The following is a 26,125-nucleotide window of genomic DNA, read 5'->3' on the forward strand; positions in this document are numbered from 1 at the left end:
TCTATTCTTTCTCTGCGCTGTGCTTATCTCAATGGTCAACTTTCCACTTGATATATGTGCAAAACTGAGATGCACCCTATCTTTTGTTTTTACTGACGGTCATGCAGTCATGACATTTACCGATTTTTTTGACGACCTCAACTATCTAGATGCGATCGATTGGGATGTCATGGATTCGCTTTACTGGAATGACACAAACGAAGATAATGACAGAAAACGCAGGCGTCAAGCCGAGTTTTTGGTTCGCTACTTTTTTCCTTGGCAGCTAATAACAGAAATCGGAGTTATGAATGATACAATAAAAACACAGGTAGAGAATATTTTACAAAATTTTACACACAAGCCATCAGTCATAGTCCGTAATAATTGGTATTATTAAGATAAGAAAGATTGGGAAATAAAAGTGATTGAAATTCAGCAAGGCAACCTGTTAAAAGTAAATGCCGAAGCCCTAGTCAACACAGTTAATTGTGTTGGAGTTATGGGCAAAGGAATTGCCTTGCAGTTCAAGCAGGCATATCCCGAAAATTTCCGCCAATATGAAAAGGCTTGTCGCGCTGGTGAAGTGCAGCCCGGACAAATGTTTGTAATATCTACTGGCAATCTATTCAATCCCCGATACATTATTAATTTTCCCACAAAACGTCACTGGAGAGGAAAATCAAAAATTGAAGATATTAAATCTGGGCTAACAGCTTTGATTCAAGAAATCAAGCAATTGGGAATCACTTCCATTGCGGTTCCTCCGCTGGGTTGCGGGAACGGCGGCTTGTCTTGGAAGACGGTAAAACCTCTCATTGAATCGGCGTTTTTGGAACTGCCTAACGTGCAAGTTTTGCTGTTTGAACCGCAGGGTACTCCTGAAGCTGATACGATGCAGGTTGCTACCGAAAAACCAACAATGACTCGCGCTCGTGCCTTGTTTGTTCGCTAGCTGCAACTGTATGGAATTCCTGGTTATCGGCTGACAATGCTCGAAATTCAAAAGCTAGCTTACTTCCTTCAAAGTGCAGGAGAACCGCTCAGATTACAGTATGTTAAAGAAAAGTACGGCCCCTACGCAAATAATCTCAATCATGTTTTGCAGAAGCTGGAAGGCCATTATATTCGAGGTTATGGAGACAGGAGTAGAGAGGCACAAATCTATGTGTTGTCTGACGGTGAAATAGCGGCGCGGAAATTTTTAGAAAATGCCCCCGATGCTATTGAGCGACTAGAGCGTGTTAGCAACTTAATCAACGGTTTTGAAACTCCTTACGGAATGGAACTGCTGGCAACTGTTCACTGGGTTGTTCGGGAAAATAGGGAAGCAGCAGAGGATTCCGAAAGAGCGATCGAACTTGTACGCGAATGGAACATTCGCAAGAGCGAACTATTTAAGCCTCAACATATCCGCAAAGCGTGGCAGCGACTTCGCGAGCAGAGTTGGTTTTTTTAGGATACCTTCTGCCTTCTGACTAATGCTGACTTAGGACTAATTATTACGATCGAGGTCTTCCCAGACTTGTAATATAAAGCACAGCTTCACCTGCCGGAATACCTAGAACGTCATTGACGCGATCGTCAAAAAAGCCCGCGATCCCGCTGACACCCAAACGCAGTTGCATAGCTGCTAAATTCAACCGCTGGCCCAAATGACCCGCGTCCATGTGCAAATAGCGGTAAACTCGATCGCCATATTTTGCTACAGCCCTGTTCAAATCCGCCGTGTGAAACAACAGCGCCCCCGCATCTCTCCCCAAGTCTTGCCCCAAACACAAAAAATGCAGTTCCCTGCGGAAATTTTTAAACCGAATTTGCCGCAATTCTTGAGCTTTCGGAGCGTAATAGTAACAGCCTTCTTCTAACCCATTTACTCCCGAAACAGCAATAAAAGTTTCGATCAAACTTAGATCGAAATAGTCTGGAGAACCGTCTAATCCTTGGTCGATATAGTGCTGGGGCTGGTAAGTAAAATCGAGCATAGCTAGCAGTTCGCCCAAGCTCAAAGAAGCACCTGTATAAGCACGGGTAGAACGCCTTTTTAGCATAGTGTTTTCTAAAGTTTCCAGGTTCACTCCCCAAGGAATCGAAGGAGTGACCGTCGAAACCTTAGTACAAAAGGGAAAGTTGTATTTATCCTCTAGTACACCTTCACTTTCATCAAGTTTCCACCCGTCGGCTCCGGTAGGGTCTGATTCTAAATGCGTGGCTTTGTGGAGGTATTTTAACAGTTGACCTTCGGAAATTTTCGGGTAATCTGTGGTGGTGTTTCCGGGCAAAGCTGTTTTAAATTTAGGCAAGTTTTGGTCAATATCTAGCAAGTCGGCTAAAGCAACTACACAAATCGCTCCTTCTTGCTCCGAGTCGATGTACAGTAATTCATTGACAGCTTCGTCGGCGAATCCTCCAATCAGGTGAGGTCGGTAATCGTTGACGGCGCAAGCTAACTCGATATTACTCAATAAATGGCCGGTGTCTAGAAAAATTCGCCGATAAGCTCGGTCTTCGTAACGCCAAGAAGAACGGAAAAAAACCGTGGTAATGGCGATCGCCAATTGGGTATTTTCTAGCGCTGGCGACTGGAAACAAGCGGCTTGCAATGATGGCCAAACTTGACTGTCCCAAAAATGAACAAGTGAATGAGTTCTGCACTGATAGTTGTAGAGTCCGGCCGGCAACTGGGCAGTGCCACGGGAGATTAAATAAATCTCTGCTGGGTAGAGTCCACCCGCCGACGGTGCTGATCGCAAATACAGGTAGCTGTCGTCTACCGTCTGCACTTTCGCCGTCAACCCATAGCTGCACAGCAACAAGCTAGATAATCGACGCCACCAAGCGGCATCGGGATCGGCATCGGCATCCTCCGAGGGGTCTTTTAGATAAGGCTTGAGGTCAAAATACGCTCCAATTTTATATTCTTTGAAAGGCACAGGTTGCTCTGTCCAATCTAGCTGTTTACTTTTAGCAGCAATGGTTTCAGGGTCGTATTTTGTCCGTTCGTGGTAGTGCTGAGCAATGGAGAGAGGATGTTCTGGCATATTTCAGTAGAGGATTCGCTTTGGTTTCTCGATCGATCTTGACATTACTAACCGCTTTCTGGTTGAGCAAGGCAGAAATTTACAAATATAAAAAAAATCTTAGAAAAAATGCGACTGTTGTTACACAAGCTTAACATAAGAAGATACATAAGTATAAATACGCAGAATAATAACCATTAATTACTGTTATGGATTGGCTGCAGTAGCTGTCGTCATGAGGAATGAAAATGCAAAAGCTAAGCGCTGAGGAATTGCTTGCTCAGTATGCTGAGGGCCAGCGAAACTTTAACGCCGTTGACTTAAGTGAACATAACTTGTTTCAAGCAGATCTGACAGAAATAAATCTTTCTGGAAGCGTTCTGAGGCGAGCTTATTTGCCCTACGGAAATTTGACTCAAGCCAATCTTTATAAAACTGATTTGCAAGATGCTGAATTGGGCGACATTCAACTTTATCAAGCTAACTTGTCGGAAGCAACTTTATCAAGAGCCAACTTATCAAGAGCAAATTTGCGTCACGCCAATTTGCAAGGTGCTAATTTGCAGAAAGCCAATTTGCAAGGTGCGGATTTGTACAATGCAGATTTGACGAATGCCGATTTGAGATATGCGGATTTGAGCCGAGCTAATTTGGAGAAAGCAAAGTTAAGCAAAGCTCAATTAGCGGGATGCAACTTATTTCGATCGCGCTTGGTTGATTTGTCGGAAGCGGAGTGCGATCGCACTACTATCGGCCCCGAAGGCTATTGATGATTTGCAGCGCTGGGGGCGATCGGCTTAATTGGTCGTGAAGCGTAGCTATCCCGTAGGGAATCGCCCTTTTTTACATTTCTTAACATCTATCGACACGGCGGAAAATGTGAGTTACAGTTGTAAAAAACTTATCGCTCCGCAACATTGACAATAAATAACACACTTTGCCACCAGCAAACCGGGTAAAATTTATGGATTCTTCCGACCAAAAAGCCAGAGAACTTCGGCACAAAGAACAAGAACTGCGCAAGCGAGAACAAGAAATTCTGCTCCGCGAACTAGAAGCCGAAATCGACCGCTCAGTGCCCGAACATCTAACGAGCAAGTACGAAGAACCAGACAGCCAAGTTAACGGCAAACTCAAACAGTGGCGCCGAAAAATTATAGCAGCCGCTCAATTTACAGGCATTGTCATTGCTGTTGTCGTTGCAGTTCGCATAGCCTCTTGGCTGGCAACTGCGCTGATAGTTGGAGGAATTGCTTTGATTGCTTACAAAATGTTTATTGAAGAAGACAGAAGTTGAAAAGCTCAAGCAGGAAACTATCAGGAAACACCCATGAACCTTAAAGTAGAAACTAGCAACTTTCTCAACGATTTAGAGCGAGTAGCCGCCGTCCGCCGAGAAATTGCCGATTGCCTCAGCAACATCGCCACAGCTATCAACCAATCAGAATTAGCAGGAGGAGAAGCATCGGGAAAACTCGGTTTAGAAACAGACAATGCCGACATTGATGTCGCCAGTAAAAACTTGCGCCAAGGAGTCTTTCGCCTGCTAGTGCTAGGCGACATGAAACGCGGCAAAAGCACTTTTCTCAATGCGTTAATCGGCGAAAACTTACTACCCAGCGATGTAAATCCCTGTACAGCTTTGCTGACGATTTTGCGCTATGGGTCAGAAAAAAAAGTCACCGTTTATTTCAATGACGGCAAAAGCCCAAAACAGCTAGATTTTAAAAGTTTTAAACAAAACTACACAATTGACCCCGCTGAAGCAAAACGCTTAGAAGAAGAAAAGAAACCAGCATTTCCCGATATCGACTGTGCCGTAGTAGAATATCCCTTACCTTTGCTGGAAAAAGGCATAGAAATAGTAGACAGTCCCGGACTGAACGATACAGAAGCCCGCAACGAATTATCTCTCGGTTATATCAACAACTGCCACGCTATTTTGTTTGTACTCAGGGCAACTCAGCCTTGCACAATGGGTGAAAGACGCTATTTAGAAAATTACATCAAAAATCGCGGATTGAGCGTTTTCTTTCTAATTAATGCTTGGGATCAAGTGCGGGAAAGTTTGATTGACCCGGACGATCCTGAAGAATTGGCAGAAGCCGAAGGGAAACTGCGGCGGGTTTTTCAAGCTAATTTGGCTGAATATTGTTTAACAGAAGGACACGATATTTACGACGAGCGAGTGTTTGCAATTACCTCAATTAAGGCACTCAGGTTGCGGATAAAAAACCCGGATGCGGATTTGGCAGGAACTGGTTTTCCCGAGTTTATGGCGGCACTGAATACGTTTTTGACGCAGGAAAGGGCGATTTCGGAGTTGCGTCCGGCGAGGACTTTGGCGCGTCAAATTTCTGCTCGCGTCCGCGAAGCTGTTGGACGCCGATTACCATTACTCGATCGCGATGTCAATGAGTTGAAGGAAAAGATTAATTCAGTTGAGCCGGAGTTTAAAAAGCTGACTCACATTCGCGATGAATTTCAACAAGAAATTCTCGAAGTTAGAGATAGTAAATCGCGGACGATCGCAGATTCTTTCCGCGCCTACGTTCTCAACTTAGAAAATACCTTTGAAACAGACTTTTTGCGGTATCAACCGCATCTGAAATTTCTGGATTTCTTCAGTCAAGGCAAGCGAGAAGCCTTTGAAGCATCGCTCAGACAAGCATTCCAGCAGTACATCAACGACAAACTAGCAGCTTGGACTCTCACGGCAGAACAAGAGATGAATTCAGCATTTTCGCAGTTGTCGCAAAGTGCGGCAAATTACGGAGCATCTTACACAAAAGTAACTGAAAAAATCACCGAAAAACTGACTGGACAAAAAATACCTGCAACAGTCAGCACCTCGAACGAAGATAACTCGCCAGCTTGGGCAAAATGGGCGATGGGATTGTTTTCGTTAACCACAGGAAACCTGGCAGGCGTAGCAATGGCAGGAGCGGGTTTTGACTGGAAAAATATTCTGCTCAATTTAATTACTGTGTTGAGCGTCAGTACAATTTTTGCGAGTTTTACGGGGGTTGTTTTGGGCCCGCTATATTTAGCTTTGTTGGGGATTGGTGTTGGCGTTTTGCAAGCAGACGGAGCTAACAAACAGTTGGTGAAAGCCGCGAAAAAAGAGTTGGTGAAATATCTGCCGCAAGTGGCTCAAGAGCAGTGGCAGCCGATTCACGATGCTGTGAAAGAGTGTTTTGATGTTTACGGGCGAGAAGTGGGCGATCGCATGAATGCGGATATTAATTCTCGGAAATCTGAGTTAGATAATTTGCTCGAACAAAAGGAATCTCGCGAGATTAATTTTCAGGCTGAATCTGAGCGGTTAAAAAAATTGGAGGCTGATGTTTCTGCCGAGTCGCAGAGTATTGAATCGCTATATCAAGCTTTCCTAGCATCCGCTAAATGAAATAAAACAGCAATATGCAACAACCCGAAATTTATCAAAACCTGACCGACTATCTCAAATCAGCACTCGGTATTCTCGAACTTGACAAAAACTCCCAACTGTATCGAGATACCACCTCAATCTGCGACTATCTCGCCAAACCAACTTTTCAAATTGCTGTCTTTGGCCCGTTTAATTACGGCAAGTCAACTTTGCTCAATGCTTTGCTTGGAAATCGTGCTTTGCCGATCGACCTAGTGCCCACTACAGGTGCTGCCATTTATGTCAACTACGGCGAGGAATTGCGCGCAAAAATTACCCTGAAAGACGGCACGGAAGTTAGCGAAGCGGGGACTGATGTTTTAAAACGCTACGCCATCCTTGACGACGCCAGACAAATGCGGGATGATGTGGCCGCTGTTAATGTTTACTGTCCCCACCCTTTCCTGAAAACGGGTGTGGAATTGCTGGATTTGCCGGGAACCAATGACCGGGAAGAACAGGATAATTTGGTTCGGGATAAATTGCTAACGGCTGATTTGGTTGTGCAGGTTTTAGATGCTCGCAAATTGATGACTTTAGGGGAACGGGAGAACTTAAGAGATTGGTTGAGCGATCGCCACATCAACACTGTCGTCTTTGTTGCCAATTTTCTCAATCTACTCGAACCCGACGAGCAAAAACAAGTATACAATCGCTTGTTGTTTGTTGCCGAAAGTTTTCGCTCGAACTTACCCAACAATATCAGCAATATCTACCGCGTCGATGCTTTGCCGGCTTTGAGGGCGAGGCTGAAAGGAGATGTGGCGGCCGCCCAAACTACAGGAATTGCCACGTTTGAATCGGCTTTGCAAAGTATTGTGGCAGCTCAACAGGAACAACTAGCAGTTAAGTTGCCCAGAATAGAAGCTATAGCTACTAAAATTTGCCACTCTCTCCGAGCCAAAGCTGAAACTGTCACCGCAGAAATAGCCGCAGCTCAAAAAAAGCATAAAGACAAAATTGAAATTAAACAAAAAGCCGAAAAACTGATATCAAAAGGCTTTTTATCCAGCGTTTCTGACTTCGAGATTTGGCTTTACCAGCCCACACTTTTGCAGCGGTATCAATCGGAAATGGCGCTGTCGCTCCAGGAAGGAAGTTTTGACGCATGGAAGCTAAAATTTCAGCGAGATGTGTTGAAGCAGCAGCAAACGATCGCAGAATGGGTAAATAAAGCTTGCGAATTCTTTGAGAAAGAACAGCCGATCGCCCTTTTGATTTCCTTTCCTCCATCCCCACAAGTCAGCTTACCGGAGCCGCCACCACCTCCAGCTCAAAAGTCGAACGACAGTGAAGTTGCTCCAGTGGCGATCGCAACCGGCTTAGGTTGGCTGTTGGGCGGGCCTGTGGGAGCCGCAGTAGTCGGCGGTGCTAGCTATATTTTGAATAAAAGAACTGGGTATGAAAAGCCGGCTGAATCGTCAGAAGCTTATCTAAATCAAGTAAAGGAAATTTGCAGCGAGGCTGCTAAAAACTATCTCGCTCGCTTCAGCACCGATACTTTTTCCATGCTGCAACACTACAAGGAAATCGCCGGAAAAGTTATCTGTTTTCAAGACAGCAAAGAGCCGCTACAGACAAATATTCAGCAATACCAGATCCAGTTAATCAATAATTTGTTAGAAAATATCGAATCCTGTCTTCAAATGACCAAATCTGTAATTAACGGCAAATGATCCGAACCGACATTGCGGCCAGTACGAATCTTCAAAACACCAATTTCTTTGCTCACTAGAAAGTGATCGATGGGAATATAAGCCAGCGGCATAAAAGTCGGCCAAGTCGGTAAAATGCCAAAGCCCGATCGCGCATTTCGCAGTTTTCCGGTTTTTACCATATTTTTGTAGAATGGCGACCACATTGTGGTATTTAAATCCCCAACCACAATCAGCGGATTTTTTACTTGGGCTGCATACTCGCCGATGGCTGCTAGCTGTTTATTGCGATTGAGAAAACTCTCCTGTTTGACTGGCACAGTCGGATGAGCAAGAATCAGAGAAATGATTTTACCTTGAAATTTAACATCCGCCGACAAGCTCTTTCTTTGATTTGAAAAGGCTTTAACCGAAGAATTTTCTAAAGGCAGCTTGCTGTATATTGCACTGCCAAATCTCTCAGATTCTTGCTGGGTAGAAGAGTAAGGAAAAATCTCGCTTAAAACCGATAACTGTTTTGCCCAAGTTGAGTTGACTTCTACAAAAACCGCGATATCAGGTTTTTCTGCTTTAACCAGCGATATCACCTCAGAATATCGTCGATTAGCCCTTAAAACATTTGAATGCAAAATCCGCAAGTTGTGTCCGGGATTTGCTCCTGCAACTGCTGGCGGTGGAAAATACCAAGGAACAATTTCCGCCAAATTAATGATAATGCAAAATGCGCTCACCAGCAACCATATTTTTTTTGATCGCACGAGAGCGAAGAATATAAAAGTAGAGAAACCAACCACCAGATATTGTAGTTTAAAATGAGAAGTCAATTCAAAAAAAATGTTGAATTCTCCCAAATAACCGACTATTGACAATACTGCATTTACAGTTGCTGGGAGAATAAACCATTTTGAAATTACGTGCTTCCAGCTAAGAATTTTGTAGTTGCTGCTGTGCATCACCGTCCATTTGAGCTTGATTTTGAGGTCGTTGGTAATCGGCAATTTATCAATTTGTATTACCAGTTGTTCTGGCTGTTCCAACTCTCGCCGCTTTTGATAAAATCTCACTAGCAAGCTATCTACCACAAAATAACTAACAGAATTGGCAACAAATCCTACAAATACCAACACACCTAAACCGATCAGCATACCAAAGGAACCGCCGACTTTGACCAAACCCGACCAAACGGCTGCGTCACCTGTTTTCCCTGTAGCTGCTATGGCTATAAATAGCATTAAAGCCGGCAATCCGACCGTGATTGTGTTTCTGATGATATAGTCCATTATTTATCCTCTGTGCTAAGCTTTTTTAGATTGTGCCGGATGTTGGGGGCTGGTTCTCCGGGGCACCCACCTCACAAGAGCATATTCGTAGGGTGCGTCAGTTCCAATAATTGCTTGATTTGAAGAGGTTTTGTTTATCTGACGCACCCTACAAGCTACTACATTTCATAAATTTCTAACGGTAAGTTGTCGGGATCTCGGAAAAATGTAAACCGTTTTTCTGTAATCTCGTCAAGGCGAATGTTTTCTACTTCTACTTGTTTGGATTTTAAGTAAGCAACTGATGCTTCTATGTCCTCCACTGCAAAAGCTAAATGTCTCAAACCGCAAGCTTCAGGATTGTTAATTCTTTCAGGAGGATGGGTAAATGAGAAAAGCTCGATGGTGTCGCCGTTTCCGACTCGCAAATCTAATTTGTAAGAATTCCTCTCGGTTCGGAAAGTTTCTTTGATAATGGAACATCCCAATACTTCTACATAAAATTTTTTCGACGCTTCGTAATCCGAGCAAATAATCGCCACATGATGTATTGCTTTTATTTTCATCTGAAAAAAGTTAGTTATCGCTGAATGAAGAAGGAAGAAGGAAGAAGCAGTAACAGCAATGGTTTCAGCAATTAAGAATGTCCATAGCGTCGGGCGGGGTTGCTATAGTTGGGGTTTTTTTCAACAGCACAGCACGCTATTGACAATTATATTTGACGATCGCAGACTCTGCGAGAAACCCTGCTAAATTCAGCGTGATCGCCCTTTATTTTCCCTCGCCCAAATCTTAATTGAAAAAATTTATGCAAAAAAAGCACCCCACTTTGATAAAATCAGACTTTTGCAGTCAATCACCCAATTTGCATCTCAGGAGACAAGGATTATGGCCCGTATGTATTACGACACCGACGCGAACCTAGACCTCTTAGCCAACAAAACGATTGCTATCATCGGCTACGGTTCCCAAGGACACGCCCACGCCCTAAACCTCAAAGACAGTGGCATGAATGTCGTTGTCGGTTTGTATCCCGGTAGCAAATCTGCCGCCAAAGCAACCGACGCGGGTTTAACAGTTCACCCGGTAGACAAAGCAGCCGCCGCTGCTGACTTCATCATGATTTTATTGCCCGATGAAGTTCAAAAAACTATTTACAAAGAACAAATCGAACCGAACCTTTCAGAAGGAAATGTTTTAGCATTTGCTCACGGTTTTAACATTCACTTCGGCCAAGTTGTTCCCCCTGCCAATGTAGACGTAGTAATGGTTGCCCCCAAAGGCCCCGGACACTTGGTGCGGCGGACTTACGAACAAGGGGAAGGTGTTCCGAGTTTGTTTGCAGTATATCAAGATGCTTCCGGTCAAGCGCGCGATCGGGCAATGGCTTATGCTAAAGGTATCGGCGGCACCAGAGCCGGCATCTTGGAAACCACTTTCCGCGAAGAAACCGAAACCGATCTTTTTGGCGAACAAGTAGTTTTGTGCGGCGGTTTGAGCGCCTTAATTAAAGCTGGATTTGAAACTTTAGTTGACGCCGGATACCAACCGGAATTAGCTTATTTTGAATGTTTGCACGAAGTTAAACTTATCGTTGACTTAATAGTAGAAGGAGGCCTCGCCAAAATGCGCGACAGCATCTCCAATACCGCAGAATACGGCGATTTAACTCGCGGCCCCCGCATCGTCACGGATCAAACCCGCGCCGAAATGCGGAAAATTCTCAGCGAAATTCAATCCGGCCAATTTGCCCGCGAATTCGTTCTCGAAAACCAATCCGGCAAACCGGGCTTTACCTCCATGCGCCGTCAGGAAGCAGAACATCCTATTGAAGAAGTTGGTAAAGATTTGCGAGCTATGTTTAGCTGGTTGAAAAAGCACGCCTAATCAATTTTAGATGTTAGATTTTAGATTTTAGATGGGAGAACCAATCTAAAACAGTTCTGGAGGCAGAACCTCTATCTGTAGGGTGTGCATTGCACACCTTACTGGTTTGAGGAAAATCTAAAATCTCAAGTTTAGTCGATTTGAGATTGAAGGAAAAATCTCAAATCTACAATCTCACATCGTCATGTTTGGTGGGGCTTCGCTTAACCGAACCTACAAGAAAATGGCTAGGTATTTTTAGAGAAACCGGGTTTCTCGCTGGTAGCTCAAAACTATCGGTTCGGGCTAGGACTTTTTTGCAATTTCTCAATATCCTGTTGCCTTTGCTCGTTGAAATCTCTCGGCCTCAACCAATTTGGCCACAACCCGACGAAGAACTTTCGACTTGCCACGCTAGTATCTCTTACAGGTTTGGGCAGAAAAGTTAAAGTGTCACCGTAAAGGGTAAACAGCGCTATAAACAGCAGCAACAGTGGGATAAGATTTTTTTTAGGCATGGCACTTTGGGAGTAGAGTTTGTGAAAGCGCTTTGTTATATTTTGCCCTTGCACGGACAAAAAATATCAGAAACAGCTTAAGAAGAAAAATATACCGCTGGAGACTAAGGGGCCGCGCATACAAAAGGAAAGGGTGCTAGTCGCAATATGATGTCCCCTCTAACTACCACTACAAACACCTTTATTATAAGTGTTGGAGCGGACATCCGATTATTAGCTAATGACTAATAGCGGTAAGGTGCGCCTAGCACACCCTACATAATTAGGTTCTGGCTCGAGAACTGTACAAGATACTATGGGTTTTTGGCGCTTACCTACTTAATGACTAATGACTACTTATTCCCTTGAATAAAAGTTTGCACTACTGCATTAATATCAGGGGAAATTTCTGTTACCAGCCGCACCGGGATTGCCGATGTGGAAGCAAAGTGCGCGTATTCTGGCGTTAGAAAGACTGCATATTTGTCAGATTCGGCGGTCAGTTGAGCGGCGGTAGCCAAACTTACAGCTTTAATATAATTGCGTATGCTAACAGCTTGATCCCCGACAACTTCATCGCCGGTAATTCCTGTGCTTGGCCTGCGAACTTGGTTTAAAGTTGTACTCGGATCTTTGACGCTTAAGTGGGTTCCTCCTACAAAACCGACTAGCCATTTAGGAGAGGGAATTTTCGGAAAGCCGGCAATTTGTTCGGCTAAGGCGGGAGTTGTTTTGTCTGCAGAAGATGCTACTATTAAGGTGGGAATTTGAATTGCACTTAAACCAGTTTCTCCAAATAGTAATGATGTGATCGGATTCATGGCGATCGCCCTTTTAATCCTCCCATCCCGCAATTGATACCGTTCTTCGGGCAATCCTGCCGCCGCGCACTGAATGCCTTCGCCTAAGCTGAACCCAATCAAATCTCCCTGACACCTTTGTTTGAGTGCGCTCAATTGCAGTTCGGCGCCGGCCACGGACAAGGCTGTAGCGCCGCCGAAAGAATAGCCAATTATTACCGATGGGTCGATCGCGATTTTCCCCTGCAAATTATCATCAGTTTGGTTCAATTTTGTCAGTTCGTCGAGTACAAAACTGATGTCTTTGGGACGGTCTAAAAACTCTTGAGGAGCTAGCAAGGGACACTTCCCCGCCATCGCAGCATTGGTATTCGTCTCGTTGCTGCCCGGATGTTCTAAAGCTGCTACCACATAGCCGTGAGACGCCAAATGCTCGGCTAAGTAGCGCAAATCCGTGCGGACGGAACCCAACCCGTGAGAAAAGACGATCGTCGGTTTGTCTGCTGTCGCAGCTTTCGACCAATACACATCAACTTGAATACGCCGATTGCGGGCGCTATCGTTCAAATCTAGCGCCCGTACCTGCACGACATTAGAGCCGGGCTGGGTGGGATCGAAAGGCAGCTTAAACGCGGGTTTAACCGCTGCTAACTGAGGTGCGATCGCCGCCATAAAGCGCTGAGTTTGCCAAAAACTTGTGTTCATATTTCCCAAAACTGCGAAAGCTCGATCGAGATCCACCACGACCCGCGAGCTCGGATAAGACTCAATGAAACTCAATACCGATAAGCCTTCCGGCGCGTTTGCTCCCAGCAGCAGAGCCGCTCGCAGCGCTTCCACACCCCCACCGTCGTGCCTGGGTATCACTGTAGTCAAATCCGTCAGGATGGCAGTGCCGATGCCCGTATTTAGCAAGTTGCTCAGGCCGACTACATTTAGGGGAATTTTCGCTTGCAGCGCCCGAAAAATCTTACTCCGCTGTTCCTCAGACAGGAGATTGGCATAAGCTTGCAGTTTGGCAGGGACTTTTCCTGTTTCTGCGAGTTCGCGCAAATCCGCAACCGATATTGACGATTCTAAAATACCTTTGCGGACAACAACCGTTTCTGCTGCTTTTACAGAGGATGTCGCGCCGCTCAAAGGGCCGATCGAAATCGAACCCAAAACACTCGCCACCGAAGAAAACCATCTGAAATTTGGTCTGATGCTCATTTTTACCTTATTGAACTAGAGGGGGTAGATCACCATATTCTCAAAATTCTCCCAGATACCGAGATATTGTCCTAGATGCCGAGAAATTGCCTCCCTCGGAGTGCGATCGGCAAAGCCTCTACGCATATTTACTAGCCGATCGCACATTCCGTACCTAAGTGCACTTCTTGTGCGGGTGCTAATGATGATGAGTTGAAAGATTTTTTAATCGGCAGCCCAAAAAATACCAACTTCGCGAGTGAAAAGAGCGATCGAGTGTATTCGGGAACCGCGCCAAGGTGCTGAAATTTTGTTAGCAATTCCGTTGGATTAGGATTAAATATAAGACTTACACAATTGTCACAAATAAAGCTTAAATTTTAGGTATGTAGTTGCACTTGTCCGCTCTTAGTTAGGAAAGAGCGAGTCGAGCGCAACTACATACCTTTGTTTAATTTGCCAGTTGGCTTTAGTCCTAAAAGATTAACCGCAGATGAATGCAGATTCATAACGTAATCTGCGGTTACAATATTCCTCAAGATACAGGAAAATAAACAACAAGCATCGAAATATTTTGGTGAGTCCGGGCGAGCGCTTCCGGTTCCTTGAGAGTTCCCGGTTTGTCCCACAAATTTTGTTGCTGAGAAATTGTTGTTAAAATCAGCAAATCATGTTCTAACAAATTCTGCGAAACTAACTTGATAAAATTTCCCCGCACCCGATTTACTGGTATCTCAGAAAGAATTTCCACCTCCGCCACACTTTTGTTGCTTTGTTCCCGTTTTGTCGCCACCAACAACACTTGCAAACTCGCCTTAAGTTCCTCGGCCAAACTCTTAGCAATATCCACGGTTTCCTGAAATCCAAACCGCGTCAACTCGCTGTCAGTTACCGCCAAAATAACTCTGGCTGTATTCTGGAGAGGATCGGGAAATCGAGCAATCAGTACGGGTACGGGCGATCGCCTGATCACTGTGTCAATGATGCTGCCAAAAAAATTGTCGCGCGTCGTAGAAAACCCCTTCCAACCGCAAACTATTAAACTAGCCTCGCGTTCGGTTGCACTCCGCAGAATTCCGCGATCGATCGCATCATCTATCCTCGCGATCGGTTCAACCGCACAAGCAGCCGCATGGGCCACAGTTTCCGCAGCCGTCAAAAGTTGAGTTTGCTGCATTTTATCTGCCGGCGAAATTGCTTCCCCGCGATCGGACAAAATATGCAGCGGCAGCAAAGTTCCCTGAGATGTTTTTGCTAAAATCAAAGCCAAACGCAACAAATTATCTTCCGTATTCGGATTAGCAACAGGCACTAAAACTCGCTCTCCCCATGAATGCTTTCCCGACGTACCAGTCGGCAAACTCGACCCCGGCTGCTGCATTTCTTGACCCCACCGAGATACAATCCAAGGAGAAGCGACACAAGTTACTAAAATCATTGCAATGATGCCGTTCACCGTTACGCGATCGACTAATTTAATGTCAAAAGCAACCGTAATCGCCGCCAAAGTAGAAGCAGCTTGAGCAACAGAAAGACCGAACATTACCATAATGTTCGGAAACTCAAAACCAAATAATTTCCCCGGTAGCCAAGCTGCCAAAAACTTGCTCACCACCTCTGCTAAAATCATCACCGCCGCCACCAACAAAGACTGTGGCTGCTTCACCAAAATTAGCGGGTCAATTAACATCCCCACAGAAATCAGAAAAAACGGCACAAACAGCGTGTTGCCAATAAACTCAATCCGATTCATCAGCGGACTCATTTTGGGAATAATTTGAGTAATGGCAATTCCCGATAAAAATGCCCCAATAATTGCCTCAATTTCAATTAGTTCTGCTGCGTAAGAAACTAGAAATAGGGTTGCCAATACAAAAATAAATTCCGCATTTTCGTCGTGTCCGAATTTTTTAAAAAACCAGCGACCTATTTTGGGGACTCCCCACAAAGTAGCAAAAGTGTAGATAGCAAGAGATGGAATGAGAAACAGCCAAAATTCGAGAGTTAGATTTCCTTTGAAAGCTTTAACAACAATTGCCAGCACCAACAGTCCCAACACATTCGTAATTAAAGTCCCACCCAAAGTCGTAGTAATAGTCTGAGTTCGCATCAATCCCAATTTGGTGAGAATTGGCAGCGCTAACAGCGTGTGCGTCGCAAAACAAGAAGCGACTAAAATTGAAGCTAGCCAGCTATATCCCAACAGCAGCATTGCTCCTGTCCCCAATATCATCGGCAACGAAAAAGTAGCCAGCCCAAATATGACAGCTTTGTCCGCATTGAGTTTGAGGTCGTCGAGGCTAGTTTCCAGTCCCGCTAGGAACATCAAAAACAGCAATCCTACTGTACCTAACAAAACAATAGTAGCGTCCCGTTGCAGCAAATTGAGACCGTTGGGCCCGACAATTACGCCCGCAATAATTAACCCGACTATTCCCGGTAGTCGCAAGCGCTCAAATAACAGCGGCGCGAGTAGCATGATTGCTAAAAGAACTAGAAAAACGGGAACGGGAGCGGTAATCGGCCCGGAAGTTAACATACATTTCACCCTAAATATTGGCAGCGAACTGCTATTATATTTAAAATAAAATAATCACAATATCTATCAATCTAAAGAGGTATTCTCAATAAATTACAGCGTAATTGGTAATAAGTAGGACTTGCCCGGAGAAACCCGATTCCTTGGCAAAATAGGGGTTTTAGGACGAGAAATTATTGAAAAAAAGCCGGTTTCTAGTTTCCGACCCACAAGTCCTGATTGGGAATAATACCCATAAACAAGGGAAACGTGCTTGCTTTTATGCCTTGCTCTTGTCTATTTAAAATCTAAAACCGGGAAAGGTTTCGCCGCTTCCATCTGTGCCGCTAAAGTAATTAAAGTTGCTTCCGCCGCAGGCCGCCCGATAATTTGAATTCCCACGGGCAAACCGTTGTTATCTAAAATGGCAGGAAGTGCGATCGCAGGCAAACCGCTAGCATTAAATGGCGGACAAGGAGCAACCCAATTAATGATCCGCTGCAAAGTTTCTTCAAAACTCAAATCCGCCCACTCTCCAACCCGGATTGGCGAGTGCATATAAGTCGGCAAAACTAACACATCAAATTTTTCAAAGAATCCCACAATCCGCCGTGAAATCACCTGCATTTGATTCACCGCCCGCAAATATTCCCCAGCCGAAATAGTTCTTTCTAACAGCCAGCGATTCATCGGTTCCAAAGCAGCGCCTGGAATGCCACTTGCCGCCGCCCCAGACTGCCAAATTGCGATAAACGGTTCGATTAAACCCGTAAAATCTGGGCATCCAGGTTCGACATCATGACCCAAATCTGTCAGTAACTTGACGGTTTCGAGTACCGCTTGCTGACAGATAGGCGCAGCCTCGCCCACAGGGGAAATAGTCGTAGAAAACGCAATTCGCAGCTTACCCTGCTGTTGACGGGAAGCCTCTAAAAACGTCGGATTTGAATCTGGTAGCCAGTACGGATCGCCTGTTGTGTAGCCTGACATCACATCCAAAAGTGCGGCGGCGTCAGCTACTGTGCGCGCCAGGGGGCCGTTGGCCGAGATGCCGCTGAGGTAATCTCCGACAGGTGCCCAGGAAACTCGCCCCCGCGACGGTTTAATGCCAACTAAACCGCAGCAGGAAGCCGGCCCTCGAATCGAACCGCCGCCGTCTGAACCTTGGGCGATCGCACACAAACCCGCTGCTACAGCCGCCGCTGAGCCTCCGCTGGAACCTCCTGGCGTATAGTCTAAATTCCAGGGATTGCGCGCGGGCGGGAAACCTTCTGGTTCGGTGTAAGGTAATGAGCCAATTTGAGAGGTGGCTGTTTTGCCCAGAATGTTAAATCCCGCTGCTTTGATCCGCCATACTACTGACTCGTCGTAGGCAGAGATGTTACCAAGCAAAGCCTGAGTGCCGTATGTACACGGAACGCCCGTAACTGGTGTCAAGTCTTTAATGGCGATCGGCACTCCGAAAAAAGGTGGCAATTCCTGTGGCTTGTTTAACCCCGCTAGTTTTTCGGTTTGAGATTTAGCTAGGGCGATCGCCCGCTCTGCCGTTACCGTAAAATAACTGCCCAGCTCAGGGTTTAATCGATCGATCCGTTCCAAGTAGAGATTGACAATTTCTAAAGGCGACACTTCCAGGGTGCGGATCGACTCCGCCAACTCCAGAGCTGGAGTAAAAGCCAGATCGAAAGAATTCATCGGTTTAAGTCCTTAATTGTTGGATGAAGTATCAATTTATACTGTTTTAGTGCGGAAAACTCTTTCCATTAAAAAATTTATCCAAAAATGTGGAAAATCCCTATTTGGGCGTAGATAAAGAGTGAGCGCATCCTCCTATTGGCAGAATATTTCCTTTGTATGGCACCAGTAGAAACTGATCTTGCGATAGACTGAGGAGAGCAGTTAAGCTTTTGTGCAAGAGACGCTCTTCGGGCGATCGGCATTGTCCAACTCCCACAAATCATCTGTTCGAGTCAGCCTTCTCACCAACTTAAGGTAGCGCATATGACACAGCAGCATCCGCCAGCTCCTCGCCCTCCCGTACCCGGAGCTCCCCCACCGCCAGGAATGCCCCGCCCTCCAGCTCCAGGGATGCCCCCCAGAGCAGCAGGAATGCCGCCCGCACCGCCGCCCGCACCAGCACCGCCGCCGCAATCCTTCGCCACACCTAAAAGCCCGAGCTTTAGCAGCGGCGGATCTCCGACTTTGAAAGAGCTAGTCCTCCGAGCCAAAGATGAAGGAGTATCCGACCTTCACCTCGGCGTAAACGAAGTGCCTCGCTTCCGCACGCGGGGCGAAATTGCCGACATCGGCTATCCACCAACAGATTTAGATACGTTTTTTGGCTGGTTGCGCGAGTGCATGAGCGATGAAGAAATTGAAATTTTCCAAAAAACCCTAGACTTTGACGGCGCTTTCGACTTCGGGTTCGTGCGGATTCGGATCAGTTGCATGGACTCCTTAGCCGGGCCGGCAATGGTGCTGCGGCTAATTCCTTCCAAAATAATGACACTGGAGGAATTGAAGCTGCCGGAGGTCTTTAAGAAAATATGCGGCTACCACAAAGGGCTGATTTTGGTGACAGGCCCGACAGGTTCGGGTAAGTCTACCACCTTGGCTGCGATGATCGATTACATCAATAAGAATAAAGCCTACAATATCATCACGATCGAAGACCCGGTAGAATTTGTACACGAAAGCAAAAAATCCTTGATCAAGCACCGGGAAGTCGGCAGGCACACGCTCAAGTTTATGAACGCTCTCAAAGGCGCTCTGCGGCAAGACCCGGACATGATGCTAGTAGGAGAAATTCGGGACAGAGAGACGGTGGAAATCGCCCTCAAAGCCTCTCAGACAGGTCACTTAGTTGCAGGAACCCTGCACACCAACAGTGCGATTAAAACCCTGAACCGGATTCTGGATATGTTCGGGCCCGAAGAACAGGAAGCCATACGGGTTTCCATTTCCGAATCCCTAGTGGCGATTATTGCTCAACTGCTGTGCAAAACCACAGACGGGAAGCGGGCTGCTTTCCACGACGTTTTGATCAATACCGACGTGGTTAAGGAATACATTCTGAAGGGCCAGAATGAGGAAATCAATCAAATCATGATCAAAGATACTTATGAAGGCATGACGACTATGAATAAGTCGCTCTACGGCCTTTATCAAGAAGGTCGGATTACTGAAGAACTTTGTGTAGAGAACTCGCCGTACCCGAACGAAATGGCTCAGATGCTCCGAGGTCGAGTCTAAAGGTCGAGTGTTAACAGTTAAAAGTTAACAGTTAAGTGTTAACTTTTAACTTTTATTGGTGTAGTGAATTGAAAGTCGATCGCCCCATTTTGCCGGAATTTTTCAAAGGAATTGCGCTGTTTACACCAGGGGGAGACTTAATCTATTGCATAGACCCCCGCAAGCAAACTCGGTGGCACTTGCAGTTGTGCGTAGCTCTACAGGAGATCCTCGGTTTGTCGGAACCCCCGCATTTTCTGATACCTTGCTACACGGCAACCGTTGACTGCTGGCTCGATCCAGGCGATCGGCAGGTGCGGCTTGCTGCCGAGGCTTACCCCCCCGTGCTGCGACATCAAACGCTGCTGAACGCCATTTTTGGGACTGGCGACTTAGTGTGGCATCCCCGGAGCGAAGAAATGTGCGAACCGATGGCAATTGCTACTTATCACGAACAATTCCCCGAACTTTGGGAAAATCACGACTTAGTTGTACAGTATGCCAGCCCCGAAGCTCGATCGGACTGGAGCAGTTCGATAGTAACTCCTTTGGGCTTTCCGCAATCCCAGCAGACTCGGCTTCCCAAACCAACAGCACTCACCCCACCGCCACAAACTCAAGGGTACGTTTTGCGTCTGTTTGTTTCCGGCAGCAACCCCAGCACCGAACGTACCCTCGAAACTTTACACCAGTTCTTAGAGAAATGCCTCGATCGTCCCTACACTTTAAAAGTAATTGATGTTTTGAAACATCCAGACCAAGCTGAGGCAGATCAGATTTCAGCAACTCCTACTTTGATTAAAATCTGGCCGAAGCCCGTGCGACGAATTGTCGGGGAATTGAACGATGATGAAAAAATAGTGCGGCTGCTGAGCTATTCGGAATTTTAGATAGGGTCGAGGATTTTTGCGATTATTTACTACTGGCGATCGCGGTTTTAGTAGCGATGGAATTAACAACATTTAGTAATTCAGTCCTGGACGCAAAAAGTGGTTTGGCGTTCTACTTATATCGGTCAGGTGTTCTTCTCCCCTGTACCCTAAATATAAAGGTTCTGCATCCAGGACAGAATTGCTGGTGAGACACTACACTCGCCACGAATAATTAGGGTAACTTACTTTGCTGGAAAGTTGCGGTAAGGTGCGCCGAAGAGCACCCTACGTTACCACAATCAATCTGGCAATCAGGAGAATTGAAAACCGTGCCTGATGTCAAAAAGGTCGATCGGCTTAATCAGGAAGACAAACATCCGGAGCGCACAAACTGGGGAAATCCAAAGTTGTGACTTCCAGCGTATCCAACTCAACTCGCCGAATTACATGATTGTTCGTATCAGCAACAAACAAATGAGGCCCGATCGCACTCAACCCTGAAGGTTCAAAAAATTGAGCCTTGAGACCTTTAGCATCAACCAAACCTGCTTTACCATCTCCAATCATTGTTCTGCACGTACCGCCCCGGTGGTCGATCCGTTTAATTTTGTGATTGTAAGTATCAGCCACCCAGAGGTAATTTTGAGCGTATTCAACACCCAAACAGTGCTGCAATCTTACCTGATCGCCGCGACCATCTTTATCCCCAAAACCAAACAATTCACCGCTACCGCAAACAGTGCGAACCTTCGGGTCTTCATCTATACCCACAGCACGAATCGAACTAATTTCGCTGTCGGCAACAAACAACTCCGATCGATCCGTAGCGAGCCCGCTGGGCTGAGAAAAAGCAGATTCTGCAAGATTCCCGTCCACACAGGATTCTCGGCCAATACCCGCATAAGTGCCGATCGTGCCAGTGTCTAACTGCATTTCCCAAATTTGGTGGGAACCCGCCATTGCAATAAAAAGTCTATTTCCAACTCTTTCTAAATCCCAAGGCGAATTCAATTGCGTTTCTAAACCCTTGCCGCTGCGGGGTGAAATTTCGTGACTTTGTTCGCCGGTACCAGCAACAGTTTCCACCCGTTGAGTCGTAAAATCAATCTTTCTGAGAGCATGATTTTCCGTATCAGCAACATATAGAATTTGACTTTCTGCATCAAAAGCCATACCTTGAGGTGCAAAAAACTCAGCCTCTTCAAAGTCCCCATCAGTTAAACCCGGTTTGCCACTACCGATGACGTGCAGCACCTCACCTTCGAGGGTGCTGACAACAATCCTATTATGTCCTGAATCAGCAATAAATAAGCAAGAACCGACTAAGTTTTGTATGACTGAATTAGCAGGCCCGGGCAATACAGTTTCATCTACAGATTCATTTTCCTGACTCATTTCGCCCAAAAGCGCGACCTGTGGGTGAAGCTGTTTTGCCTCCGTTGCAGCGATCGCAAATGCCAGCACTTTACCGGGAAAAGCCAGCGGTGTTGATACAGGTTTGCGCTGTTTTTCTAAGCGAAAACTGAGTTGTTTAAAGTTAAGTGCATTTTTATCTTTGTATTCAGCAATTAACTTGCCAACTAACTCGTCAAGTGCTTCTCTATTGCCTTCACCCGAAACAAAGCCGACGACATAACTTTCAGGATCGATCACCATTAAAGTCGGCCAAGCGCGAACCGCGTAGCTTTGCCAAACTTTCATGCCGCTGTCAACGATTACGGGATGTTCGATATCGTAGCGGAGGATAGCTTGGCGGATGTTTTCTACTTCTTTTTCGTTTTCAAATTTAGCCGAGTGAACGCCGATAACCGTGAGGGAATCTTTATATTTTTGTTCGAGGTATTTTAAGTCTGGGAGGACGTGCAAGCAGTTGATGCAGCAGTACGTCCAGAAGTCGAGGAGGACGACGCGCCCTTTTAAGGATTCAATGGATAAAGGTTTCTCGGTGTTTAACCAGGGGTAGTTTCCGGGGAATTCTGGTGCTCTGACGCGAGGCATGGCATCTCCTGGGTAGGATGTGAATGATTTTTTTACTTCTTTAATTTAGCGGGAAGTTTCCCGGCATGGGGAAAAAGCTGGTTAAACCTGGGCTTTTGGACACAGCCAGGATGCCATTGCCACCACAGGGGAGTGAGTTCAGTGTTCATATAGCCGCCTTGAATACTTTAGTCTGTAGCACTTTTGTATTCAAAACCTTACTATTTCTCTCTATGCAGCCTAGCAAACTAGACCAAACTTTAGGATTAGAAATACAACGTCGTCGCATAGAGAAACGTTGGTCCCAAGAATATCTGGCAGAAGTCACAGGTCTGCACAGAACCTATATCAGCCAGCTTGAGCGAGGGCTGAAAAGTCCATCTGTTAGAGTTCTTAGTCACATTACAAATGCTCTGGACATAACAATGGGTGAATTTTTACGAGTTGTAGAGGAACTCTTGAGTGCTGACGGAAAACGAGATTGAAAGATTGAGGCAAGCCCTTATTGCTACCATTGCATATCTAGTTATAGGCTCGATAGAGGATTATACTTGCGAAGCTATTTTTCCTTAGACCTCTTGCAAAAGTCTCCAATAAGGGCAATAGTGAGGTGATTGAGAGGAAAAACTGATGACTTACGAACAACTGCAAAGCTTAAAGCCAGAAGCCTTCAAGAAATTATGTGGCGTTGGGTCTACAACTTTTGCAGAAATGGTGTCAGTAAAGCGAACAACAGAAACGCAAGAAACAGAAACCCGGTCGTCCACCTAAACTGAGCTTAGAAGATCAGGTACTACTGGCATTACAATATTGACGAGAGTACCGTACCTACTTTCACATTAGACATCTCCCATAATTCCAATCCCTTTCCCCGCTTGGTTTCTGGCGGACGGTTCCCGCAGGGACAGTCGGCCAGAAACCAACGCTTCCATAAGGGTTTCAACGGTCAAGCGATAAAAACTACCCAATTTGATGACCTAAATTTTACTGTTTTTTTTTCAGCTTGTGGGCACTTTTATTGACACATAACGATCGCACCTATTCGCCATCTTACTAATCCACATACCACCAAAATTACTCTCGCGTAATTTTTTGCTCTTAAGCGAAATCTTTCTGATGCTACTCTCCATATCTTTAGTAATCTAATTAGATGCTCGACAAAGATTCTTTTTTTAGCCTTTGACTTATTCGCTCTCTATGCAAGCAGGAGTCAGAGATACCTGACGATGTTTTTTATGAGTAGTATTAATTAATGGTTCTCCTACATAAGCTTTATCCCCTTGAAAGTTTTGTGAGGTTTCTCATGACGCTCGCTGCTTTCTCCAAATGTTTATGTCGGCTGTTTCTCCGGTTTCTCCTACTACTACGTCAACCATCTCTTTACCGGATGGCATGACTATTACCTGGTTCTTTTTAGTATGTCTCTTTTGCTTGCCAGAGGAATTTTATTGCTGAGCTTCATTGTCCGTAGGTCTTTGTATGGGCTGCTCGTAGCTATCTACCCCGCAACTCAACTTCTTTCAAAATTTCCCGCACCCATGCCCGAGCGGAATCATTTTTTTTTACTTGTTCTCACAATGAAGCGGGTAATAACTCTCTTAAAATCTTTACCCAGTGGTGAAAAATATAATTAGCGGTTGATTCACCCATGCCAAATTCTACCCCAAGTATTTGAAAAGTAGGTAAGTTATGCAGGTACACTAATGTCAAAAGAATTTGGTCTGATCTCGTTAGTTTAGGAGAACGACCGCTGCCAGGTTTGATGAGCCGACTTTTCTGATTTTCTTGCTGTTTTTTGTGGCGGTCGTACAGGTTTTTTGCCTTGGTAATTAGTTCTATTAGTTGGTCGGACTCTATCCCCAACATTCTTTGAGTGTCGGATGGATGATTTTCCAGGTATTCTCGGAGTTTGCTCATCTTTTTGGGGTATAAAATTCCCTTATAATTTAAGAGCGATCGGTCAACCATTTCTTTTTGGGAGATGTCTATTGCTCAAAGCTGGAACATCAATGAATCCACTGCGTTCCGGCAAGTGAGGCACGTAGAGAAGACATTGATTCGTTCAGGTCGGTTTAGCTTACCCGGAAAGAAAGCACTGCCACAACCTGACTCAGTTTTAGGACTGGTTGTGGTCGATGTGACCGAAAGTCCAGTCGAGCGTCAAAAAAAAAACGACAAGTGTTTTCGGGCACAAAAAAGTATCACACCTTGAAGTCACAATTAGTGGTCAATCAAAAGACGGGAGCAATTATTTGCAGAGCTTCGTGGTAAAGGCAGAAGGCATTCCTTGTGACTATTCATTCTTCAGTAAAGTCAGGCTAGCCACTACAATTAAGCTTTGGCGTGACAAGGGTTATCAAGGAATTGGGAAACTTCTTGCCAATAGTCAGATCCCTACTAAAAAGCCCAAAAGCTCTAATTTATCTAAGGTTCGACGGCAAGAAAACCGTACTCTGGCAACCCAACGTATTGTCATTGAACACGTCAATCGGAAACTGAAAATTGTTCGGATTCTGTCGGAACGTTACCGAAATCGCCGACGTAGATTTGGTTTATGCTTCAACCTGATTGCAGGCATCTATAACTATGAACTTAACCTTTCATAATGACTTTTGCAAGATGTCTATTGATTTAATCATCCACAGTGGCTCTAAGTCAAGCGAGAATAACCCATTCAGCTATGAACAACTGTCCGGAATATTGACTTTAAATCACGGAAAAGTATCTTAAACTCAGCTGCAGGTAAACTCGCGACCTTGGTTGTCTGCGAGAGCTTTTAGTGCTAATCTATTAGCACAATAAAAGGGGTCATGGTAGAGGACGACTTCAAATAATATATAAGTTAACAATTCTGCTCATCCGGGTCAGGAAGTCGATCTGTAGCCTCATTTTTGGAATCACAAGGTGAGATAAATGAAAATAATCAAGCAAACAGCAAGTGAATTAATAATTCAGACTCAAAGCATATTTGATTTTTGGTTGCCTAGTTGTTTATTCATAGCCTTTGGACTGTTCGGGCTGGCTTTTGATTATCATAAAGCAACCCTGAGCTGCCAGCGATTGCAGGCCAAACAAGGAAATTGTCAGTTGGTGCGATCGAATTTACTGGGGTCGAACATCAAAGAAATTGAGCTTGCTTCTTTGCAGGGAGCTAAAGTTCAAAGATGCGGCTATAAAACCAGAGTGGTACTTTTGACTTCTGTTGGCTATGTTCCTTTCACTGCTAACTCCACTAATTGGGGAAGCCAAGACGCTGTTGCTTCTGACATCAATTTTTATGTTAAAAATGCCAAAGATCGATTGCTGCGCTTAAGCCAAGAAGATCGCTGGTTGGGATGGACAGGAGGCATATTTTTGCTCGCAGCAGCCGCAGTGATCGTCTTGAGAAATAATGAAACCTACAGCTTCGATGGAAATTTAAAAACCTTGACTGTTAAACAGCAGGGTTTGTTGGCGCGTAAAGTAATTGAATACTCTCTGTGCGAGATTTATGGCGTGGAAGTCGATCAAACCAAAGATCGGCAGAATGACACTTGGTACGAAGTCAGACTGTTAGTTTGTGGAGGATCTCGCATATCCCTGCCCAACACTATGAACCTCTACCAGCAAGAAAAAATTGCCAAAGCGATTAACAACTATCTGCACGCGCAAAAATAAGACAAAATAGCCGATCGCGATCAACCCGATTGCTCAAGCTTGCCGACTTACGCAGAAACCGGGTTTTTTACCAAAACCTCCCCTAGAGCGCGATCGCTTCCGTTATAAAAACCCGGTTTCTTTGGTATCGAGTGCGAAACTTGCGGGTGGAAACTTATCATCTAAAAAGTGAA

General features: G+C 45.3%; 21 protein-coding genes and 2 pseudogenes. 14 read left to right on the forward strand and 9 right to left on the reverse strand.

The window, feature by feature from the left end:
• The 3 genes from QUA57_RS18840 to QUA57_RS18850 form a co-directional block, all read left to right on the forward strand.
• Nucleotides 1–379 (forward strand): DUF4433 domain-containing protein (locus tag QUA57_RS18840; RefSeq protein ID WP_333251252.1); only part of this gene is annotated, 379 nt, incomplete at its 5' end.
• A gap of 24 nt (nucleotides 380–403) precedes the next feature.
• Nucleotides 404–934, forward strand: coding sequence for a type II toxin-antitoxin system antitoxin DNA ADP-ribosyl glycohydrolase DarG (darG, locus tag QUA57_RS18845; protein WP_333062958.1), 531 nt, complete (start codon nucleotides 404–406; stop codon nucleotides 932–934).
• Nucleotides 935–970: 36 nt separating this feature from the next.
• A complete protein-coding gene (locus QUA57_RS18850; protein ID WP_333062960.1) occupies nucleotides 971–1,438 on the forward strand; it encodes a hypothetical protein in 468 nt (155 codons plus the stop codon).
• 43 nt (nucleotides 1,439–1,481) lie between these two features.
• Here QUA57_RS18850 and QUA57_RS18855 read toward each other — a convergent pair whose 3' ends face one another.
• Nucleotides 1,482–3,020: a SagB/ThcOx family dehydrogenase gene (locus tag QUA57_RS18855; protein ID WP_333062962.1), complete on the reverse strand. Its 1,539-nt coding sequence runs from the start codon at nucleotides 3,018–3,020 to the stop codon at nucleotides 1,482–1,484.
• Nucleotides 3,021–3,247: 227 nt separating this feature from the next.
• Between QUA57_RS18855 and QUA57_RS18860 the strand changes: the two genes are divergently transcribed.
• The 4 genes from QUA57_RS18860 (at nucleotide 3,248) to QUA57_RS18875 (ending at nucleotide 8,105) form a co-directional block, all read left to right on the forward strand.
• Nucleotides 3,248–3,769, forward strand: coding sequence for a pentapeptide repeat-containing protein (locus QUA57_RS18860; protein ID WP_333040082.1), 522 nt, complete (start codon nucleotides 3,248–3,250; stop codon nucleotides 3,767–3,769).
• 194 nt (nucleotides 3,770–3,963) lie between these two features.
• Nucleotides 3,964–4,296, forward strand: coding sequence for a hypothetical protein (locus QUA57_RS18865; RefSeq protein ID WP_333062964.1), 333 nt, complete (start codon nucleotides 3,964–3,966; stop codon nucleotides 4,294–4,296).
• Nucleotides 4,297–4,329: 33 nt separating this feature from the next.
• Nucleotides 4,330–6,408: a dynamin family protein gene (locus QUA57_RS18870; RefSeq protein ID WP_333062966.1), complete on the forward strand. Its 2,079-nt coding sequence runs from the start codon at nucleotides 4,330–4,332 to the stop codon at nucleotides 6,406–6,408.
• Nucleotides 6,409–6,422: 14 nt separating this feature from the next.
• Nucleotides 6,423–8,105, forward strand: coding sequence for a dynamin family protein (locus tag QUA57_RS18875; protein ID WP_333062968.1), 1,683 nt, complete (start codon nucleotides 6,423–6,425; stop codon nucleotides 8,103–8,105).
• On the opposite strand, the gene QUA57_RS18880 is transcribed toward QUA57_RS18875, so the two are convergent.
• Complete coding sequence (locus QUA57_RS18880) at nucleotides 8,072–9,364, reverse strand: endonuclease/exonuclease/phosphatase family protein (RefSeq protein ID WP_333062970.1); 1,293 nt, start codon at nucleotides 9,362–9,364, stop codon at nucleotides 8,072–8,074. The genes QUA57_RS18875 and QUA57_RS18880 overlap by 34 nt on opposite strands.
• Before the next feature lie 158 nt (nucleotides 9,365–9,522).
• Nucleotides 9,523–9,909: an SMU1112c/YaeR family gloxylase I-like metalloprotein gene (gene gloA2 / locus QUA57_RS18885; protein ID WP_333062972.1), complete on the reverse strand. Its 387-nt coding sequence runs from the start codon at nucleotides 9,907–9,909 to the stop codon at nucleotides 9,523–9,525.
• A gap of 289 nt (nucleotides 9,910–10,198) precedes the next feature.
• On the opposite strand from gloA2, the gene ilvC reads away from it, so the two are divergent.
• Complete coding sequence (ilvC, locus tag QUA57_RS18890; RefSeq protein ID WP_333063016.1) at nucleotides 10,199–11,230, forward strand: ketol-acid reductoisomerase; 1,032 nt, start codon at nucleotides 10,199–10,201, stop codon at nucleotides 11,228–11,230.
• Nucleotides 11,231–12,059: 829 nt separating this feature from the next.
• On the opposite strand, the gene QUA57_RS18895 is transcribed toward ilvC, so the two are convergent.
• From QUA57_RS18895 to QUA57_RS18905, 3 genes are all read right to left on the reverse strand, one after another.
• Entirely contained in the window at nucleotides 12,060–13,718 is a 1,659-nt protein-coding gene (locus QUA57_RS18895; protein ID WP_333062974.1) for an alpha/beta hydrolase, read from the reverse strand.
• 514 nt (nucleotides 13,719–14,232) lie between these two features.
• Nucleotides 14,233–16,236, reverse strand: a complete 2,004-nt coding sequence (locus QUA57_RS18900) for a cation:proton antiporter domain-containing protein (protein WP_333062978.1) — start codon at nucleotides 16,234–16,236, stop codon at nucleotides 14,233–14,235.
• 276 nt (nucleotides 16,237–16,512) lie between these two features.
• A complete protein-coding gene (locus QUA57_RS18905; protein ID WP_333062980.1) occupies nucleotides 16,513–17,910 on the reverse strand; it encodes an amidase in 1,398 nt (465 codons plus the stop codon).
• A 306-nt stretch (nucleotides 17,911–18,216) separates the two neighbouring features.
• Here QUA57_RS18905 and QUA57_RS18910 point away from each other — a divergent pair, with 306 nt between their 5' ends.
• Together QUA57_RS18910 and QUA57_RS18915 are read left to right on the forward strand one after the other, a co-directional pair.
• A complete protein-coding gene (locus QUA57_RS18910; protein WP_333062982.1) occupies nucleotides 18,217–19,467 on the forward strand; it encodes a type IV pilus twitching motility protein PilT in 1,251 nt (416 codons plus the stop codon).
• Between the two features lie 68 nt (nucleotides 19,468–19,535).
• Nucleotides 19,536–20,336, forward strand: a complete 801-nt coding sequence (locus QUA57_RS18915; RefSeq protein WP_333063017.1) for a circadian clock KaiB family protein — start codon at nucleotides 19,536–19,538, stop codon at nucleotides 20,334–20,336.
• A 339-nt stretch (nucleotides 20,337–20,675) separates the two neighbouring features.
• Here the strand turns inward: QUA57_RS18915 and QUA57_RS18920 are convergent, their stop codons facing one another.
• Nucleotides 20,676–22,316 carry a thioredoxin-like domain-containing protein gene (locus tag QUA57_RS18920; protein ID WP_333040051.1) on the reverse strand — a complete coding sequence of 547 codons (1,641 nt, stop codon included), beginning with the start codon at nucleotides 22,314–22,316 and terminating at the stop codon, nucleotides 20,676–20,678.
• A gap of 110 nt (nucleotides 22,317–22,426) precedes the next feature.
• On the opposite strand from QUA57_RS18920, the gene QUA57_RS18925 reads away from it, so the two are divergent.
• Nucleotides 22,427–22,780 (forward strand): helix-turn-helix transcriptional regulator, encoded by a 354-nt coding sequence (locus tag QUA57_RS18925; RefSeq protein ID WP_333251255.1) that lies wholly within the window; start codon nucleotides 22,427–22,429, stop codon nucleotides 22,778–22,780.
• Between the two features lie 145 nt (nucleotides 22,781–22,925).
• The gene (locus QUA57_RS18930) at nucleotides 22,926–23,066 is read left to right on the forward strand and encodes a hypothetical protein (protein ID WP_333062984.1); all 141 of its coding nucleotides are present in this window, start codon (nucleotides 22,926–22,928) and stop codon (nucleotides 23,064–23,066) included.
• 244 nt (nucleotides 23,067–23,310) lie between these two features.
• Here QUA57_RS18930 and QUA57_RS18935 read toward each other — a convergent pair.
• Nucleotides 23,311–23,475: pseudogene (locus QUA57_RS18935) on the reverse strand (transposase family protein); the annotation flags it as partial.
• A 392-nt stretch (nucleotides 23,476–23,867) separates the two neighbouring features.
• Nucleotides 23,868–24,212, reverse strand: coding sequence for a transposase family protein (locus tag QUA57_RS18940; RefSeq protein WP_333062987.1), 345 nt, complete (start codon nucleotides 24,210–24,212; stop codon nucleotides 23,868–23,870).
• A gap of 293 nt (nucleotides 24,213–24,505) precedes the next feature.
• On the opposite strand from QUA57_RS18940, the pseudogene QUA57_RS28735 reads away from it, so the two are divergent.
• Together QUA57_RS28735 and QUA57_RS18945 are read left to right on the forward strand one after the other, a co-directional pair.
• Nucleotides 24,506–24,901: pseudogene (locus QUA57_RS28735) on the forward strand (transposase family protein); the annotation flags it as partial.
• 307 nt (nucleotides 24,902–25,208) lie between these two features.
• Nucleotides 25,209–25,952 carry a hypothetical protein gene (locus QUA57_RS18945; RefSeq protein WP_333062989.1) on the forward strand — a complete coding sequence of 248 codons (744 nt, stop codon included), beginning with the start codon at nucleotides 25,209–25,211 and terminating at the stop codon, nucleotides 25,950–25,952.
• Nucleotides 25,953–26,125 lie beyond the last annotated feature (173 nt).

Origin of the sequence: Microcoleus sp. Pol7_B2, from assembly GCF_036701035.1 — a bacterium.
Lineage (GTDB): Bacteria > Cyanobacteriota > Cyanobacteriia > Cyanobacteriales > Microcoleaceae > Microcoleus.

What these genes read in the sequence shown, in the direction of transcription:
- QUA57_RS18940 (WP_333062987.1), bottom strand. Translation starts at nt 24,212, where the DNA reads ATGAGCAAACTCCGAGAATACCTGGAAAATCATCCATCCGACACTCAA.
- QUA57_RS18920 (WP_333040051.1), bottom strand. Translation starts at nt 22,316, where the DNA reads ATGCCTCGCGTCAGAGCACCAGAATTCCCCGGAAACTACCCCTGGTTA.
- QUA57_RS18925 (WP_333251255.1), top strand. Translation starts at nt 22,427, where the DNA reads ATGCCATTGCCACCACAGGGGAGTGAGTTCAGTGTTCATATAGCCGCC.
- gloA2 (WP_333062972.1), bottom strand. Translation starts at nt 9,909, where the DNA reads ATGAAAATAAAAGCAATACATCATGTGGCGATTATTTGCTCGGATTAC.
- QUA57_RS18870 (WP_333062966.1), top strand. Translation starts at nt 4,330, where the DNA reads ATGAACCTTAAAGTAGAAACTAGCAACTTTCTCAACGATTTAGAGCGA.
- QUA57_RS18850 (WP_333062960.1), top strand. Translation starts at nt 971, where the DNA reads ATGCTCGAAATTCAAAAGCTAGCTTACTTCCTTCAAAGTGCAGGAGAA.
- QUA57_RS18905 (WP_333062980.1), bottom strand. Translation starts at nt 17,910, where the DNA reads ATGAATTCTTTCGATCTGGCTTTTACTCCAGCTCTGGAGTTGGCGGAG.
- QUA57_RS18880 (WP_333062970.1), bottom strand. Translation starts at nt 9,364, where the DNA reads ATGGACTATATCATCAGAAACACAATCACGGTCGGATTGCCGGCTTTA.
- QUA57_RS18865 (WP_333062964.1), top strand. Translation starts at nt 3,964, where the DNA reads ATGGATTCTTCCGACCAAAAAGCCAGAGAACTTCGGCACAAAGAACAA.
- QUA57_RS18860 (WP_333040082.1), top strand. Translation starts at nt 3,248, where the DNA reads ATGCAAAAGCTAAGCGCTGAGGAATTGCTTGCTCAGTATGCTGAGGGC.
- QUA57_RS18900 (WP_333062978.1), bottom strand. Translation starts at nt 16,236, where the DNA reads ATGTTAACTTCCGGGCCGATTACCGCTCCCGTTCCCGTTTTTCTAGTT.
- QUA57_RS18895 (WP_333062974.1), bottom strand. Translation starts at nt 13,718, where the DNA reads ATGAGCATCAGACCAAATTTCAGATGGTTTTCTTCGGTGGCGAGTGTT.
- QUA57_RS18930 (WP_333062984.1), top strand. Translation starts at nt 22,926, where the DNA reads ATGACTTACGAACAACTGCAAAGCTTAAAGCCAGAAGCCTTCAAGAAA.
- QUA57_RS18945 (WP_333062989.1), top strand. Translation starts at nt 25,209, where the DNA reads ATGAAAATAATCAAGCAAACAGCAAGTGAATTAATAATTCAGACTCAA.
- QUA57_RS18875 (WP_333062968.1), top strand. Translation starts at nt 6,423, where the DNA reads ATGCAACAACCCGAAATTTATCAAAACCTGACCGACTATCTCAAATCA.
- QUA57_RS18910 (WP_333062982.1), top strand. Translation starts at nt 18,217, where the DNA reads ATGACACAGCAGCATCCGCCAGCTCCTCGCCCTCCCGTACCCGGAGCT.
- QUA57_RS18855 (WP_333062962.1), bottom strand. Translation starts at nt 3,020, where the DNA reads ATGCCAGAACATCCTCTCTCCATTGCTCAGCACTACCACGAACGGACA.